The following is a 15,208-nucleotide window of genomic DNA, read 5'->3' on the forward strand; positions in this document are numbered from 1 at the left end:
ATTAACCCTGTGGGAGCGAGCTTGCTCCGGGCGGCGTTCCGACAAAGCTTTTAGTCTTAATTCGGTCCCGGATCCGCTACCAGTCGCCCGGCATTCTTGGTCAAGGATTTGAGGAATTCGGTCTGCAACTCGGGATCGTTGCGCGTCAGTTCGATCAGGCTTTGTTCCAGCTCGGTGGCTTCTTCTTCCAGGCCCAGTTCTGACAAACGTTTGACCCGGTGTACCCACTGGCTCACTTCGTCGTCTTCGAGGTCGTCGTAAATCAGCCCGTGAGCTTCGAGCAGCTTGCCGCGTAAGGAGCTACTGACCGCCAGGGACGAATTGGTGTGCACGTCGTCCTGAGCATCCTGGACGCTGATCAGCAGCCGGCTCAAATGATTGATGTCATGTTCGGCGAACGGGCTGTCCAGCAGGTTCACGCGCAATACACCGTTTTTGTCGGTGCTCATCTCGAACGTTTCCTTGCCGGCCTTGACCTCAACCGGACGCTCGCTCCATGGCAGGCTCGAGTATTCGGTGCGCTTGTCGCGCTGGACCTCATCGATTCCCGCCAGGTTCTGTTGCGCACGACCGTGAGACTGCACGTTCATGAACGGGTTGAGCCCGGCGAAACCGTAGCTCAACCACTCTTTCGTCACGCTGTCCGGCAGGGTGCCGAGGGCGAACACGTTGACCACGTTCGCGCCGACACCAGCCACCACGGCCACCGCACCCAGCGGGATCTCGTAAGCCTCCCGCCAGGGTTGGTAAGGCGTGTAGCGGTCGTAGTGGCGTGTGACTTCGAATTCGGTGACTTCGAAAGTCTTCTGCTCGTGGATCTTCACCCGACGTTGCGGCAGCTCAAGCACCTTTGGCTCGCCGACATCAATCTGCAGGCTGTGATCGAGCAATTTACGCTCGACACGTTCCTCGTGCTCGCTGCGTTGTGACATGTGATTGGCACAGCCGCTGACCAGCAGGGTGCCGCACAGGGCGGCACCACCGAGGCCTAAGGTGTTTCGCTTGAACATGACTTCTCTATCTGGTGTCAGCGGCGGATACGGGACTGAAGGAAGGACAGCACGTCTGCGACCGGCAGCGCGTGCGCTTCGGGCTCGGTGCGGCTCTTGTATTCAAGATTGCCTTCGGCGAGGCCGCGGTCACTGACCACGATCCGGTGAGGAATGCCGATCAGCTCCATGTCCGCGAACTTGATGCCCGGGCTGGTTTTCTTGTCGCGGTCGTCCAGCAGTACTTCGAAGCCGGCGGCAGTCAATTGTGCATACAGCTTGTCGGTGGCTTCGCGAACCTGTTCGGTTTCGTAGCGCAGCGGTACCAGCGCGACCTGGAACGGGGCCAGCGTGTCACTCCAGATGATCCCGTTGGCGTCGTTGTTCTGCTCGATGGCCGCAGCCACCACGCGGGAAACGCCGATGCCGTAGCAACCCATTTCCAGGGTGACTGGCTTGCCATTCTCGCCCAGCACTTCGCACTTCATCGCTTTGCTGTACTTGTTGCCCAGCTGGAAGATGTGCCCGACTTCGATGCCGCGCTTGATTTCCAGGGTGCCCTTGCCATCCGGGCTCGGGTCGCCGGCGACCACGTTGCGCAGGTCGGCTACGGTCGGAACCGGCAGATCACGCTCCCAGTTCACGCCGAAATAGTGTTTGTCATCGATGTTGGCACCGATGCCGAAGTCGCTCATCAGCTCGACGGAACGGTCGATGATGATTGGCAGCGGCAGGTTCAACGGGCCGAGGGAGCCGGCACCGGCGCCAATGGCGTCGCGCAGTTCGGCTTCGGAGGCCATGACCAGCGGGCTGGCAACGCCAGGCTGATTGCCGGCCTTGATTTCGTTCAGCTCGTGGTCGCCACGGATAATCAGGGCAATCAGCTTGCCTTTCTCTTCGGCGTGAACCACCAGGGTCTTGATGGTCTTTTCAATCGGCAGGTTGAAGCCTTCGACCAGTTGCGCAATGGTCTTGGCGTTCGGCGTGTCGACCAGACGCAGCTCTTCGGCAGGTGCAGGGCGAGACGTTTCGCGTGGCACGGCTTCGGCTTTCTCGATGTTCGCCGCGTACTCGGAGCCGTTGCTGAAGACGATATCGTCTTCGCCGGATTCGGCCAGCACGTGGAACTCGTGGGAGCCGGCACCACCGATCGAGCCGTTGTCGGCTTCAACCGGGCGGAATTTCAGGCCCAGACGGGTGAACACGTTGCAATACGCCTGGTGCATACGGTCGTAGGTGACTTGCAGCGATGCCTGGTCGGCGTGGAAGGAGTAGGCGTCCTTCATGATGAATTCGCGACCGCGCATCAAACCGAAGCGTGGACGGATTTCGTCACGGAACTTGGTCTGGATCTGGTACAGGTTGATCGGCAACTGTTTGTAGCTGCTCAACTCGTTGCGCATCAGGTCAGTGATGACTTCTTCGTGAGTCGGGCCGGCGCAGAAATCGCGACCGTGGCGATCCTTGAAGCGCAACAATTCAGGGCCGTATTCTTCCCAGCGACCGGATTCCTGCCACAGCTCAGCCGGTTGGGTGCTCGGCATCAACACTTCGAGAGAGCCCGCGGCGTTCATTTCTTCACGAACGACGGCTTCGACCTTGCGCATCACTCGCAAGCCCATCGGCAGCCAGGTGTACAGGCCCGAGGCGAGTTTGCGGATCATGCCGGCGCGCAGCATCAGCTGATGGCTGATTACGACCGCGTCGGAAGGCGTTTCTTTCTGTGTGGCGAGCAAAAATTGACTGGTGCGCATGGTTGGCCGTTGTCGGTTGCTGATGACGAGAAATGACTGAGCATTGTACGGGCGAGATCTGCTGGCGTACAGGCGTGCGGTCGGCGGGGTGTGGCTAGGGGGCGGGAATCCCCGCGCCCTCTGCGCTGCTTCCTGCTAAAGAACCTACGATTCTTCCGCGACCTGGGTCGGAACCGGTTCTGGTGTCGGCGTTGGCGTCGGACCTTCGCGGCGGCTCTCCTGGAACCAGTGCAGCGCGATCAACAGCAGCGTCGGTACGCCCAGCAGGGCAGTGATCAGGAAGAAATTGTGATAACCGAATTTCTCCACCATGACCCCCGAGTAGCCGCCGATCAGGCGTGGCAGCAAAAGCATGATCGAGCTGAGCAGGGCGTACTGGGTCGCGGAGAACTTCAAGTTGGTCAGGCTCGACAGGTAGGCGACAAACGCCGAGGTCGCCAGGCCCGAACTGAAGTTATCCAGGGAAATGGTGAGGATCAGCATGTTCAGGTTGGCGCCCATGTCGGCGAGCATCAGGAACAGCAGGTTGGTGCCGGCTGATGCAATGCCGCCGATGAGCAGAATAGGCAAGATGCCGAAGCGCACAATCAACAGGCCGCCCATGCCGGCGCCGACCAGGGTCATGATCAGGCCAAAGATCTTGCTGACGCTGGCAATCTGATCCTTGGTGAAGCCTTGGTCGATGTAGAACACGTTAGCCATCACACCCATGACCGTGTCGGACATCCGGTAGGTGGCGATCAGCCCAAGCAACAGGAACGCTTGCCAGCGGTAGCGCAGAATGAAGTCGTTGATCGGCGTCAGCACCGGCGCCAGGCCACGGCGGCCAATGGCCGACAGGCATATGGCGGTGAGGGTGGTGTAGAGGATTGCCCGCAGGAACGCGCGGTCTTCGAGCAGCAGGTCGAGCACGCTCACGCCTTGGAAAAGCACGCTGGCGAAATCGGTGTTGTACAACTGAGTGAACATGGCCGGCACGGAAACCAGCAGCACGATCAGCACAAACACTGAGGCCAGTTGATGCACAAAGCTGTAGCGCCCGGCCTGAAGCTGTGTGCGCAGCGGCACCGGCGGTTCGCGCATGAAAAAGGAGGTCAGCAGCGCCGGAACCATCAAGGCACCGAACAGGATGTAGGTGCCGGCCCATGCCGAATGCTTATAGTTGAAACCGGTGGAGCCGAAGCCTTCAGCGAAGAACAGGGCGCCGGCGGTGGCCAGCAGCGCGGCGATCCGATAACCGGACATGTAACTGGCGGCGAGGGCGGCCTGGCGGGTGTCGTCAGCGATTTCCAGGCGATAGGCGTCGACCGCGATGTCTTGTGTCGCCGAAGCGAAAGCAACGACCACAGCAATAGCGATCAGCCAGGACAAATGCTTTTGCGGGTCGCAGAAACCCATCCCGATCAGGCCGAGGATGACCAGTGCCTGGGAAAGCACGAGCCAGGAACGCCGGCGACCGAGCTTGCCGAGTAATGGCAGGCGCCATTGATCGAGCAGCGGTGACCAGACCCATTTAAAGGCGTAGGCCAGGCCGATCAGGCTTGCATAGCCAATGGTTTCGCGAGCCACACCGGCTTCGCGCAGCCAGACCGAAAGTGTCGAAAACACCAGCATATAGGGCAGGCCGGCGGCGAAACCAAGCAGCAACAGTACGAGCGTCGATGGGCTGGCATAGGCGGCGAGCGCGGCGCGCCAGGTTTTACGGGGCATGGGCTGGAGTCTGCCTCAAGAAATACGGAAACAAAGCGCGCACTCTAACCGCTGTGCTCTACCGGGCGCCAGCCATGGCGCTGAATATCAACACGATTGTTCAGGATACTGATGCCCTCCATGCGCAAACGCGCGCGTTGTTCATCCCCTGAAGGGCTGCCTGCAGGCAGGCTGATACGCCCGCCGGCGCCGAGCACACGGTGCCAGGGTAATTTGCTGTCGCCCGGCAGTTGGCTCAGTGTCCGTCCGACGAAGCGGGCGGCGCGACCCAGTCCCGCCAGCTCGGCGAGCTGACCGTAACTCACGACTTTGCCCTCTGGGACTTGCGCCAGTGTCAGGTACAGCGCCGTGCGTCGGATTTGCGCCGGACTATCGGTTTCAGTGGTTGAGTCGGTCACGTCGGCAGTTCCTGAAAAAGTTCGCCTTACCGTCTGTAGAGTAAATCCTGGATCACCTATTGAGAAATGAACTCAATAGAAATAGTCGGGTCAGTCCTTGCTAGGGTCTTATTCGTATGGATAATGCCGACTTTTTTTCGCAAACCTGAGCCTGTATTGCTTATGTTGTCCAGAACCCTGCTGTGCCTGGCTGTCGTCAGTGCTTCCACGCCCTTGCTCGCCGATACCGTCTGGTTGAAGAACGGTGACAAGCTGAGCGGCAAGATCACCGTTTTCGATGGCGGCAAGCTGTTGATTCAGACTGAGTACGCCGGTTCCGTCCCGATCGACTGGAAACAGGTTAAAACCCTGGAAAGCGATCAGGAATTGCTGGTCAAGCAGGATGCCTACACCGGTGAAAAGGCCAAGGCGCTGCATGCTGCCGAAGACGGCAAGGTCACCCTGGCCAACGGCGAGGCTCCCAAGACTGTCGAACTGGCCAGCATTCAGCAGATCCTCAAGCCCAAGCCGGTGATAGAGGATTTGGTGTGGAAGGGTAATGTCGATGCAGCGCTGGATTATCAGCGGGCCGAGAAAGACACCGACGATTACGATATCGACTTCAAGACCACTGCGCGTCATGGCAGATGGCGACACACCGCAGAAGGCGAGTACAACCGCGAATTTCAGGATGACGTGGTTACTACCGACAACTTGCGGGGCGAATACTCGCTCGACCGCTTCCTGACCGAAAAATGGTTCTGGCAAGGGCGCGCGGTCTATAAGCGCGACAAGGTCGAAGAGCTGGCCCGCCAGCGCACAATCGGTACCGGCCCCGGTTACCAATTCTGGGACGACGAACTGGGCGCATTCTCGCTGGGCTCGCTGGTCAACCGCACGGACTATGAGTTCGCTGACGGCAGCAAAGAAAATTTCTATTCCGTGGCGATGAAGTGGGACTACAACCGCTACCTGATTGGTAAGAAGGTGGAGTTCTTTACGAACGGCGAAGTGGGCAAGCCGTTGTCGGGCGTGGCGGATTACGCGCTCGATGCCGAAATGGGCTTGCGCTACAAAGTGACCGAATGGGCGTCGCTTAACCTTAAGGCTGAGCGCGACATCATCAGCGGCACCGACGATGCTGATTTGGACAAGACCCGGTATACCGCAGGGTTTGGCGTGGCTTGGTAAGACGCAAAAAATCGCAGCCCTGGGCTGCGATTTTTTTTGCCTGCAAAACAGACAGGCACAAAAAAGCCCCGCTTTTGAGGGCGGGGCTTTTTACTAAAGCAAGTACAAGTTAGATAACTTGAACTTCTTCAGCTTGCATGCCTTTCTGACCGCGGGTAGCGATGAAAGAAACCTGTTGGCCTTCTTTCAGGCTTTTGAAGCCGTCGGATTGGATAGCTTTGAAGTGAACGAACAGGTCGTCACCGGATTGTGGAGTGATGAAGCCGAAGCCTTTTTCATCGTTGAACCACTTAACGGTACCAGTTTGGCGATTAGACATGGTGTAACTCCTTGAACAAAGATAACTGCGACTCAGGAAGAACCCTGGCCGAGACTGAGTGCAAAGAGCAGGAAAAATTCTTGTAGATGGTTGGATCGAAATTCAACATATCGTGTAGAGATTCTCAGTGACACAAGCAGCACAGTGGCGCCACCTTAACCCTTTTTCCGGAACGTGCCAATGCTTCCGGCGAAGGTTTCTCTGTTTTCATGACTGACGGTCCGCCGATTTTCCCGCAAGGGCCGGAAATTACGGGGGATCGGCAAGATTTGCGCCCCGGACTTTGAACCCGAAGCGCGCGCCCGGTAAGATGCCGGACAGATTTTTTCCACCTCGCTATTCAGGACACCCGCCATGAGCATCAAATCGGACAAGTGGATTCGCCGCATGGCGCAAGAGCACGGCATGATCGAGCCCTTCGTAGAGCGCCAGGTGCGCGGCAGCGACGATAGCCGTGTGATCTCCTACGGCGTGTCAAGCTACGGCTACGATGTGCGTTGCACAAATCATTTCAAGGTGTTCACCAACATCAATTCGGCTATCGTCGACCCGAAAAACTTCGATGCTGGCAGCTTCGTCGACATCCACAGCGACGTGTGCATCATTCCGCCGAACTCCTTCGCCCTGGCCAGCACCGTCGAATATTTCCGCATTCCACGTAATGTGTTGACCATTTGCCTGGGTAAAAGCACCTATGCGCGCTGCGGCATCATCGTCAACGTCACGCCGCTTGAGCCTGAGTGGGAGGGGCATGTGACCCTGGAGTTCTCCAACACCACCAATCTGCCGGCGAAAATCTACGCGAACGAAGGCGTGGCACAAATGCTGTTCCTTGAATCCGACGAAGAGTGCGAAGTGTCCTACAAGGACCGTGGCGGCAAGTATCAGGGACAGCGCGGCGTTACCCTGCCACGCACCTGATCCGTTCGTCTGGCAGGTCTTGGGAATTCTTGAGCGGGTAGACACTCTATTGGGTGTACTGCCCCGTTCGCGCAACGCGGACGGGGCCATCGCTCAGGAGTGCCCTATGAAGATCGATCCGCGAATAAGTGCCGAACTGGCAAGGCTTGAGCCCAATCAGGTTGGCGTTTTGGCCTGGTCCTTGTTGGCACATCCACCCATCAGCATGGCAGGGGGCATCCCCGGTCAGCCTGATCCCGATACCCCCAACGAACAACCCAGCGAGCCCGGTGAACCTACGCTGCCGGATGAGCCGCCTCCTGCGCCCGTTGCTTGATCGCCGCCTGCGAAAAATGAATGGCATGTAGGAGCGAAGCTTGCTCGCGAAGGCGATGTGTCAGGCACGATAATGTCGGCTGACACACCGCCTTCGCGAGCAAGCTTCGCTCCTACAGGGTGTCAGGGTTACTTGAGGTTACCGCTCAGGAACTGCTTCAACCGCTCACTTTTCGGGTTGCCCAGCACGTCGTCCGGTGCACCTTCTTCCTCCACCAACCCTTGGTGCAGAAACAACACCTGACTCGATACTTTGCGGGCGAAGCTCATTTCGTGGGTCACCATGATCATGGTCCGGCCTTCTTCGGCCAGACCCTGGATCACCCTGAGCACCTCACCCACCAGTTCGGGATCGAGTGCCGAGGTCGGTTCGTCGAACAGCATGACTTCTGGTTCCATGGCCAACGCCCGGGCGATGGCGACCCGTTGCTGCTGGCCACCGGAAAGAAACGCCGGGTATTGATCCGCCACGCGTGCCGCCAACCCGACCTTGTCGAGGTAGCGCCGTGCGCGGTCTTCGGCTTCCTTTTTGCTGCAGCCCAGCACCCGGCGCGGGGCCATGGTGATGTTTTCCAGCACCGTCATGTGGCTCCACAGGTTGAAGTGCTGGAACACCATGGCCAGGCGGGTGCGGATTTTTTGCAGTTCATCGGGGTCGGCCACGTGCATGCCGTGGCGATCCTTGATCATGCGGACGTTCTGGCCGTCCAGGCTCATGGCGCCGTCGTTTGGCTGTTCGAGAAAGTTGATGCAACGCAGGAAAGTACTTTTGCCCGAGCCGCTGGCGCCGATCAGGCTGATGACGTCGCCGGTGTTGGCCTTGAGCGAAACGCCTTTGAGTACTTCATGTTCGCCATAGCTTTTATGCAGGCCTTCAATGGTCAGTTTGTACATGGGGCATGCATCCTCAAGGCGAAAGTAGGTAGCCGCTGCGATAGGCTTCGGTGCCCGCGACGTGGGCGATCACCATGCCGGCAGTGGCCATGCGCCGTAGCGAGCGGGCGTACATCAACCCGGCGACGGTGCAATGAACGGGGGTGACGCGGTCAAAGATCGGGTCGATGATTTCAGCGATCAGTTGCCCGGCTTCGAGGTATTCCCCTGGTAGCGCGATGAATACCAGCAGCCCGCCGACCGGTGTCGCCACCGGTTCAACACCGGCCAGCGGTGTGGCCGGGTAGGGCAGTTCGGGCAGTGGCGCCGGCTCGCCGGCTATCGCGCCGTAATGAATCAGGTAATCGATCAGCGCCTGGCAATCAAGGCTGGCCAATGGATGATTGACGTCGCCCTGACCGCGCAATTCGACGGTGACCGAAAAACTGCCCAGCGGAATATCGAAGTGTTCGCCAAAGCGTTCCTTCAACTGCCACCAGAGCAGGGTGAAGCATTCATCGAACGACTGACCGCCGGAGTCGGTAGCCAGCAGGCTGGCTTCGGCACCGATGTACCGCGCCAGCGGCTCGACCTGCGGCCAAGCCTCAGGCGTGGTGTAGAGGTGGGCGACCGCTTCGAAATCGCAATGCAGGTCCAGCACCATGTCGGCATCGCAGGCCAGCCGTTGCAGCGCCAGGCGCTGGGATTGCAGTTGCGTGCTGGCAGTCTGTTGGGCGAGGGCATTGCGCAGGCTGCTGCGAATCAGTTCGAGGTTGTGCTGCGGATCGTCGCCGAGCAGGCCTTCGATCTCGTTGCCGACGGCTTCGCTCAGATCGACGAACCAGCGATTGAAGTTTTGCCCGCTTTCGAGGTCGTAACGGCCCAGCGGCACGTCCATCAGCACTTGCTCGAGGCCGACCGGATTGGCCACCGGCACCAGCACGATTTCGCTGCGCAGACGGCCGGCGGCTTCGAGTTCCGCCAGACGCTGCTTGAGGTGCCAGGCAACCAGCATGCCGGGCATTTCGTCGGCATGCAGGGACGACTGGATGTAAATCTTGCCTTTGGCCGATGAGGGGCCGAAGTGAAAGCTGTGAATCTGTCGAGCGGTCCCCGGCAGCGGGGCCAGCAGGTCATGAATCTGGTGGCGCATGTCTCTTTATCCCTAAAGCGGGTCCTAGTGGGTCGGCCCGAGGAAGGCTAGCCATCGGCGTTCGGCGAGGCGGAACAAGCCGACCAGCGCAAAGGTAACGGTCAGGTAGATCAGCGCAGCGATGCCGAACGACTGGAAAGTCAGGAAGGTCGCCGAGTTGGCGTCCCGCGCGACTTTCAAGATGTCAGGGATGGTCGCGGTGAAGGCCACGGTGGTCGAGTGCAGCATCAAAATCACTTCGTTGCTGTAATAAGGCAACGAACGACGCAGGGCCGAAGGCATGATCACGTAGGCATACAGCTTCCAGCCTGTCAGACCGTAAGCCTTGGCCGCTTCGACTTCACCATGCGCCATGCTGCGAATCGCCCCGGCGAAAATCTCCGTGGTGTAGGCACAGGTGTTCAGGGCGAAGGCCAGGATCGTGCAGTTCATCGCATCGCGAAAGAACGCATCCAGTACCGGTTGTGCGCGGATGGCGGCCAGGCTGTAGATGCCGGTGTAGCAAATCAGCAGCTGGATATACAACGGCGTCCCGCGAAACAGATAGGTGTAGAACTGCACCGGCCAGCGGATGTAGAAGTGCGGCGAAACGCGGGCGATTGACAGTGGGATCGACACCAGGAAACCGATGAAGATCGACGCGCTGAGCAGCCACATGGTCATGGCCAGTCCGGTGATGTTCTGGCCGTCGGTATAAAGGAAGGGTTTCCAGTATTCCTGCAAGAGTTCGATCATCGTACGGCCTCCCGGGAACCGGCAGCGTAACGGCGTTCGAGCCAGCGCAGGACGAAGTTGGAAGCGCTGGTAATCAGCAGGTAAATCAGCGCGGCCAGCACCAGGAAATAGAACAGTTGATAGGTGCTTTTGCCGGCGTCCTGAGCGGCTTTGACCAGGTCGGCGAGGCCGATGATCGACACCAGCGCAGTGGCCTTGAGCATCACCATCCAGTTATTGCCGATCCCCGGCAGGGCATAACGCATCATCTGTGGGAACACCACGATCCAGAAACGCTGACCGCGCTTGAGGCCATAGGCGGTGGCCGCTTCGACCTGACCCCGTGGGACGGCGAGAATCGCGCCACGGAAGGTTTCGGTGAAATAGGCGCCATAGATGAAGCCCAGGGTGATGACCCCGGCGCTGAACGGGTTGATCTCGATGTATTCCCATTCCATGTAGTCGGTCAGGGACGTCAGCCAGGTTTGCAGGCTGTAGAAAATCAGCAGCATCAGGACCAGGTCCGGAACGCCGCGAATAAGTGTGGTGTAAAGCTGGGCAGGCACGCGCATCAGTTTGACTTTTGACAGCTTGGCACTGGCGCCGAGTAGCCCGAGCAACACGGCTACCAATAGCGACAACGCCGACAACTTGATCGTCATCCAGGTGCCTTGCATCAGCAACGGACCGAAGCCCTTGAGGCTGAAGGCAGAGAGCCCCAGATTTTGTAATAGGTTTTCGAACATAAATCAGCAACCTGATCGAATGAAAAAAGCGCCCATCGCGAGATGGGCGCCGGGCATTATTTGCCGCTGTACAGGTTCAGATCGCCAAAGTGCTTCTTTTGAATCTCGGCGTATTTGCCATCATCGTGTAACGCTTTGATACCTTTATCCAAAAGCGCTTTCAGCTCGGTGTTACCTTTCTTAATACCGACAGCCGTTTTGGCCGGCAGCAAAGCGTTGTCGACTGGCTTGGTGACATCGTAATCGGCGCCCTGTGGCGACTTCAGGAAGCCCAGTTCGGCTTGCAGCATGTCCTGAATCCCTGCGTCGAGACGACCGGAAGTCAAGTCGGCGTAGACCTGATCCTGGTTTGCGTAGGCCTGGGTTTTAACGCCGGCCTTGTCCAGAACGGCTTTGGCATAGGCTTCCTGGATGGTGCCCTGTTCGTAGCCGACGGTCTTGCCCTTGAGCGAGGCGACGTCTTCAGTCACGCCTGAACCTTTCTTGAACACGTAGGCAGTAGGGCCGGAGAACAGCTCGCTGGAGAAGTCGATGACTTTTTCGCGGGCTTCGGTGACGGTCATCGAAGAGATCACACCGTCGAATTTATTGGCCTTCAGGCCCGGAATCATACCGTCGAAATCGCTTTCGACCCATTTGCACTTGACCTTCAATTCGGCGCAGATCGCGTTACCCAGATCGATGTCGAAGCCTACCAGGCTACCGTCAGCCGCTTTCGACTCAAACGGGGCGTAGGAAGGGTCAACGCCAAAACGCAATTCCTTGTATTCCTTGGCCAGCGCGGAACCGGCTGCCATGCACAACGCCAGTGCAGAAAGGGTCAGCAATGCTTTTTTCATTATTCAATCCCTAAAAACCAATATGAGCGCTTGTGGCGCAGAATTATTGTTACTGGAAAGCGTAAGACCCTATGAAAGTAGCAATTTCCGAACCAGAGTCCCGAACAAGTGTTTTAAAAGGTGATTCAAGAAATGGCAAGGAGGGATTTGTGCACGAAAACGGGCGCCGCAGTCTGGTTGCACTAACATGGATCAGATCACCACAAAAACCTGTGGGAGCGAGCTTGCTCGCGATGAGGGAATGCCAGTCGAATAATTGTTAACTGACACACCGCTATCGCGAGCAAGCTCGCTCCCACAGGGAATCGGTTTAGCCGAGCAGCCCCTGAAGTGTTGCGAGGTTGTCAGCTTCTTCGACCGACTTATCCTGCCGCCAGCGCAACATCCTCGGAAACCGCACCGCAATCCCGCTCTTGTGTCGTTTGGACAGGGCGATGCCCTCAAATCCCAGTTCAAACACCAGGCTTGGCGTCACGCTGCTCACCGGCCCGAATGTCTCTACGGTGGTCTTGCGCACGATACTGTCGACCTGGCGCATCTCTTCGTCGGTCAGCCCTGAATAGGCTTTGGCGAACGGCACCAGGGTGCGTTCGCTCGCGTCAGGCGGCCCGTCCCACACGGCGAAGGTGTAATCGCTGTAGAGACTGGCGCGACGACCATGGCCGCGTTGCGCATAAATCAGCACCGCGTCGACACTGAATGGGTCAACTTTCCATTTCCACCAGACGCCCATGTCCTTGGTCCGCCCGACCCCATACAACGCATCCCGGGCCTTGAGCATCATGCCTTCGACACCGAGCTTGCGGGAGGCTTGCCGTTGTCGGGCGAGGTCGAACCAGTCTTCGCCGGTGAGCACCGGAGAGGCGAGTAACACCGGGTTGTTACAGCGGCTGACGACGTGCTCCAGTTGAGTGCGACGCCTGGCCTGAGGCTGGTTGCGCCAGTCTTCACCCTGCCATTCCAGCAGGTCGTAGGCGAGGATCACTACCGGCACTTCTTCGAGGATTTTTTTGTCCAGGGTTTTGCGACCGATCCGCTGTTGCAGCAGCGCGAAAGGCTTTACCGCAGGTGAAGCCGGGGAATGAGGGTTGAAGGCGTCCTCGGTGGTGGGTTGTTCGGTTTTCCAGGCGACGATTTCACCGTCGATCACCGTGCCATCGGGCAAGCAGTAAACCAGACTGTCGAGTTCGGGGAAGCGCTCGGTGACCAGTTCTTCGCCTCGCGACCAAATCCACAGTCGCCCGTCGCGTTTGACCACTTGGGCGCGAATGCCATCCCACTTCCATTCCACTTGCCAATGGCTCGCCGGACCGAGCAGGGCTTCGAATTGTTCAACCGGTTGTGATAGCGCGTGAGCGAGGAAAAACGGGTAGGGCTGACCGCCCCGCTGGGCATGTTCGGCAGACGATTCGGCGGCGATCAACTTCAAATAAGCCGGCGCGTTCGGGTGGTTGGACAGGTCGGTGTAACCCACCAGTCGCTGGGCGACGCGTTTGCTGTCGAGCCCGGCCATGGCCGCCAAGGCGCGGGTGACCAGCAGCTTGGAGACGCCAACACGGAAACTGCCGGTGATCAATTTGACGCACAGCATCAGGCTCTGGCGGTCCAGTTGCGACCACAGGGCAGGCAGTCGCTCGGCGAGGACTTGCGGGGTTTCACCGCGTAGCGGCAGCAGTTTGTCTTCAATCCACACTGCCAAACCGTCGGTGGAGCTGTGAAGCGCTTCGGGCAGCACCAGCGAAATGGTTTCCGCCAGATCACCGACCGCCTGATAACTCTCTTCGAACAGCCACGGCGCGAGGCCGGAGACCTCCACCGCCAACTCTCGCAGGATGCGCACCGGCACCAGTTGCCGAGGCCGTCCGCCGGACAAAAAGTAAACCGCCCATGCGGCATCTTCCGGCGCGGCCTCGGCGAAGTAGTGTTGCATCGCCGCCAGTTTGGCGTTGCTCGACGTCGTGGCATCGAGTTCTGCATATAAATCGGCGAACGCCTTCATGGCAGCACCTCGGCGCTCTCGGTTTCGACGGCTGCGTTTTCTTCCTCATCATCGCCGTACTCGGTGCTGAAACTCATGGCATCGAGACCCTGTTCGCGCAGATGGCGCACCAGTACCCCGACCGAACCGTGGGTAACGACCACTCGCTCAGCACCGGTCTGTTCGATGGCCCAGAGCAGGCCCGGCCAGTCGGCGTGGTCAGACAGTACAAAGCCACGATCCACGCCACGTCGCCGCCGTGTACCACGCAAACGCATCCAGCCGCTGGCGAAACCGTCGCTGTAGTCATCGAAGCGACGCATCCAGGTGCTGCCGCCAGCCGAAGGCGGGGCCAGGACCAACGCCTTGCGCATCATGGGGTCGCTCTTTTTTACCTCGCCGGCATAGATCGTTGGCGGTAAATAAATACCACCTTCGCGATAAACCTGATTGAGCGGTTCCATGGCGCCATGCACCAATATGGGGCCGATGCTGGCATCGATACCGTGGAGAATTCGCTGCGCCTTGCCGAAGGCATAGCAGAACAACACGCTGGTTTTGTTGGCGGCGGCGTTGGCTTGCCACCACTGATTGATCTCGGCAAAGACGTGCGCCTGGGGTTGCCAGCGATAAATCGGCAGACCGAAGGTCGATTCAGTGATGAAGGTATTGCAGCGCACGGGTTCGAACGGCGCGCAGGTGCCGTCGGGCTCGATCTTGTAGTCGCCCGAGGCGACCCAGACTTCGCCGCCGTATTCCAGACGCACCTGTGCCGAGCCGAGGACGTGGCCGGCAGGGTGAAAACTCAAGGTGACACCATGGTGGGTCAGGGATTGACCGTAGGGCAGGGTTTGCAGGTTGATGTCCTGACCCAATCGCGCACGCAAAATCCCTTCGCCGGGAGTGGCCGCCAGATAATGCTGATTGCCGGTGCGGGCATGATCGCCGTGAGCGTGGGTGATGACTGAACGCTCGACCGGCCGCCACGGGTCGATGTAGAAATCCCCGGCCGGGCAGTACAAACCTTCAGGACGCGCGATAACAAGATCCATGTTGTTACCAAAATCGAGGGACTTGTTAGCTATGAGGTTTGCGCGAGGCTAGAAGTTCTATTGTTTTTTCGCAGGGGCGGAAGATTTGCGGCGAATTGAAAGTCCACCCCTCACCCCAGCCCTCTCCCCAAGGGGTAGAGGGGGCTGACCGAGTTGTTTTTTAGAGTTGCATCGACCTGAGATATCGAGTCGAACTCAGGTTTTGGAAACGATACAAGTCGGCTCCCTTTCCCCCTCTCCCCTGTGGGGAGAGGGTTGGGGTGGGTAAAAACCGGGT

The 15,208-nt window shown here is 58.7% G+C and carries 15 protein-coding genes; 3 read left to right on the forward strand and 12 right to left on the reverse strand.

Annotated elements, in window-relative coordinates; translation table 11 throughout:
* Positions 1-56: 56 nt before the first annotated feature.
* The 4 genes from VD17_RS15895 to VD17_RS15910 all read right to left on the reverse strand — a co-directional run bounded on the left by VD17_RS15895 (position 57) and on the right by VD17_RS15910 (position 4,851).
* Positions 57-1,010 carry a hypothetical protein gene (locus VD17_RS15895; protein ID WP_046054610.1) on the reverse strand — a complete coding sequence of 318 codons (954 nt, stop codon included), beginning with the start codon at positions 1,008-1,010 and terminating at the stop codon, positions 57-59.
* 17 nt (positions 1,011-1,027) lie between these two features.
* On the reverse strand, positions 1,028-2,743 hold the full coding sequence (locus VD17_RS15900; RefSeq protein WP_046054611.1) for a proline--tRNA ligase: 1,716 nt from the start codon (positions 2,741-2,743) through the stop codon (positions 1,028-1,030).
* Between the two features lie 144 nt (positions 2,744-2,887).
* Positions 2,888-4,453 carry an AmpG family muropeptide MFS transporter gene (locus VD17_RS15905; RefSeq protein ID WP_046054612.1) on the reverse strand — a complete coding sequence of 522 codons (1,566 nt, stop codon included), beginning with the start codon at positions 4,451-4,453 and terminating at the stop codon, positions 2,888-2,890.
* A gap of 44 nt (positions 4,454-4,497) precedes the next feature.
* Positions 4,498-4,851 carry an MGMT family protein gene (locus tag VD17_RS15910; RefSeq protein ID WP_008153938.1) on the reverse strand — a complete coding sequence of 118 codons (354 nt, stop codon included), beginning with the start codon at positions 4,849-4,851 and terminating at the stop codon, positions 4,498-4,500.
* Positions 4,852-5,013: 162 nt separating this feature from the next.
* Between VD17_RS15910 and VD17_RS15915 the strand changes: the two genes are divergently transcribed.
* Positions 5,014-6,021, forward strand: coding sequence for a DUF481 domain-containing protein (locus tag VD17_RS15915; RefSeq protein WP_046054613.1), 1,008 nt, complete (start codon positions 5,014-5,016; stop codon positions 6,019-6,021).
* A gap of 109 nt (positions 6,022-6,130) precedes the next feature.
* On the opposite strand, the gene VD17_RS15920 is transcribed toward VD17_RS15915, so the two are convergent.
* A complete protein-coding gene (locus VD17_RS15920; RefSeq protein ID WP_002554837.1) occupies positions 6,131-6,340 on the reverse strand; it encodes a cold-shock protein in 210 nt (69 codons plus the stop codon).
* A gap of 354 nt (positions 6,341-6,694) precedes the next feature.
* Between VD17_RS15920 and dcd the strand changes: the two genes are divergently transcribed.
* Together dcd and VD17_RS15930 are read left to right on the forward strand one after the other, a co-directional pair.
* Positions 6,695-7,261: a dCTP deaminase gene (dcd, locus tag VD17_RS15925; RefSeq protein WP_007904652.1), complete on the forward strand. Its 567-nt coding sequence runs from the start codon at positions 6,695-6,697 to the stop codon at positions 7,259-7,261.
* Positions 7,262-7,367: 106 nt separating this feature from the next.
* Positions 7,368-7,577 carry a hypothetical protein gene (locus VD17_RS15930; RefSeq protein ID WP_033058968.1) on the forward strand — a complete coding sequence of 70 codons (210 nt, stop codon included), beginning with the start codon at positions 7,368-7,370 and terminating at the stop codon, positions 7,575-7,577.
* 128 nt (positions 7,578-7,705) lie between these two features.
* Here VD17_RS15930 and VD17_RS15935 read toward each other — a convergent pair whose 3' ends face one another.
* From VD17_RS15935 to VD17_RS15965, 7 genes are all read right to left on the reverse strand, one after another.
* Positions 7,706-8,470: an ABC transporter ATP-binding protein gene (locus tag VD17_RS15935; protein WP_046054614.1), complete on the reverse strand. Its 765-nt coding sequence runs from the start codon at positions 8,468-8,470 to the stop codon at positions 7,706-7,708.
* A 13-nt stretch (positions 8,471-8,483) separates the two neighbouring features.
* Positions 8,484-9,602: a succinylglutamate desuccinylase/aspartoacylase family protein gene (locus VD17_RS15940; RefSeq protein WP_046054615.1), complete on the reverse strand. Its 1,119-nt coding sequence runs from the start codon at positions 9,600-9,602 to the stop codon at positions 8,484-8,486.
* A 24-nt stretch (positions 9,603-9,626) separates the two neighbouring features.
* Positions 9,627-10,337 (reverse strand): ABC transporter permease, encoded by a 711-nt coding sequence (locus VD17_RS15945; RefSeq protein ID WP_033058973.1) that lies wholly within the window; start codon positions 10,335-10,337, stop codon positions 9,627-9,629.
* Positions 10,334-11,062: an ABC transporter permease gene (locus tag VD17_RS15950; protein ID WP_046054616.1), complete on the reverse strand. Its 729-nt coding sequence runs from the start codon at positions 11,060-11,062 to the stop codon at positions 10,334-10,336. The genes VD17_RS15945 and VD17_RS15950 overlap by 4 nt, the downstream gene beginning before the upstream one ends.
* A gap of 56 nt (positions 11,063-11,118) precedes the next feature.
* Positions 11,119-11,901, reverse strand: coding sequence for a transporter substrate-binding domain-containing protein (locus tag VD17_RS15955; RefSeq protein ID WP_046054617.1), 783 nt, complete (start codon positions 11,899-11,901; stop codon positions 11,119-11,121).
* A gap of 310 nt (positions 11,902-12,211) precedes the next feature.
* On the reverse strand, positions 12,212-13,900 hold the full coding sequence (locus VD17_RS15960) for an ATP-dependent DNA ligase (RefSeq protein ID WP_046054618.1): 1,689 nt from the start codon (positions 13,898-13,900) through the stop codon (positions 12,212-12,214).
* Entirely contained in the window at positions 13,897-14,931 is a 1,035-nt protein-coding gene (locus VD17_RS15965) for a ligase-associated DNA damage response exonuclease (protein WP_046054619.1), read from the reverse strand. The genes VD17_RS15960 and VD17_RS15965 overlap by 4 nt, the downstream gene beginning before the upstream one ends.
* Between the last annotated feature and the right edge of the window lie 277 nt (positions 14,932-15,208).

This window comes from Pseudomonas fluorescens (genome assembly GCF_000968015.1).
Lineage (GTDB): Bacteria > Pseudomonadota > Gammaproteobacteria > Pseudomonadales > Pseudomonadaceae > Aquipseudomonas > Aquipseudomonas fluorescens_W.

What these genes read in the sequence shown, in the direction of transcription:
- VD17_RS15965 (WP_046054619.1), bottom strand. Translation starts at nt 14,931, where the DNA reads ATGGATCTTGTTATCGCGCGTCCTGAAGGTTTGTACTGCCCGGCCGGG.
- VD17_RS15940 (WP_046054615.1), bottom strand. Translation starts at nt 9,602, where the DNA reads ATGCGCCACCAGATTCATGACCTGCTGGCCCCGCTGCCGGGGACCGCT.
- VD17_RS15950 (WP_046054616.1), bottom strand. Translation starts at nt 11,062, where the DNA reads ATGTTCGAAAACCTATTACAAAATCTGGGGCTCTCTGCCTTCAGCCTC.
- VD17_RS15935 (WP_046054614.1), bottom strand. Translation starts at nt 8,470, where the DNA reads ATGTACAAACTGACCATTGAAGGCCTGCATAAAAGCTATGGCGAACAT.
- VD17_RS15920 (WP_002554837.1), bottom strand. Translation starts at nt 6,340, where the DNA reads ATGTCTAATCGCCAAACTGGTACCGTTAAGTGGTTCAACGATGAAAAA.
- VD17_RS15915 (WP_046054613.1), top strand. Translation starts at nt 5,014, where the DNA reads ATGTTGTCCAGAACCCTGCTGTGCCTGGCTGTCGTCAGTGCTTCCACG.
- VD17_RS15955 (WP_046054617.1), bottom strand. Translation starts at nt 11,901, where the DNA reads ATGAAAAAAGCATTGCTGACCCTTTCTGCACTGGCGTTGTGCATGGCA.
- VD17_RS15900 (WP_046054611.1), bottom strand. Translation starts at nt 2,743, where the DNA reads ATGCGCACCAGTCAATTTTTGCTCGCCACACAGAAAGAAACGCCTTCC.
- VD17_RS15960 (WP_046054618.1), bottom strand. Translation starts at nt 13,900, where the DNA reads ATGAAGGCGTTCGCCGATTTATATGCAGAACTCGATGCCACGACGTCG.
- VD17_RS15945 (WP_033058973.1), bottom strand. Translation starts at nt 10,337, where the DNA reads ATGATCGAACTCTTGCAGGAATACTGGAAACCCTTCCTTTATACCGAC.
- VD17_RS15895 (WP_046054610.1), bottom strand. Translation starts at nt 1,010, where the DNA reads ATGTTCAAGCGAAACACCTTAGGCCTCGGTGGTGCCGCCCTGTGCGGC.
- VD17_RS15930 (WP_033058968.1), top strand. Translation starts at nt 7,368, where the DNA reads ATGAAGATCGATCCGCGAATAAGTGCCGAACTGGCAAGGCTTGAGCCC.
- dcd (WP_007904652.1), top strand. Translation starts at nt 6,695, where the DNA reads ATGAGCATCAAATCGGACAAGTGGATTCGCCGCATGGCGCAAGAGCAC.
- VD17_RS15905 (WP_046054612.1), bottom strand. Translation starts at nt 4,453, where the DNA reads ATGCCCCGTAAAACCTGGCGCGCCGCGCTCGCCGCCTATGCCAGCCCA.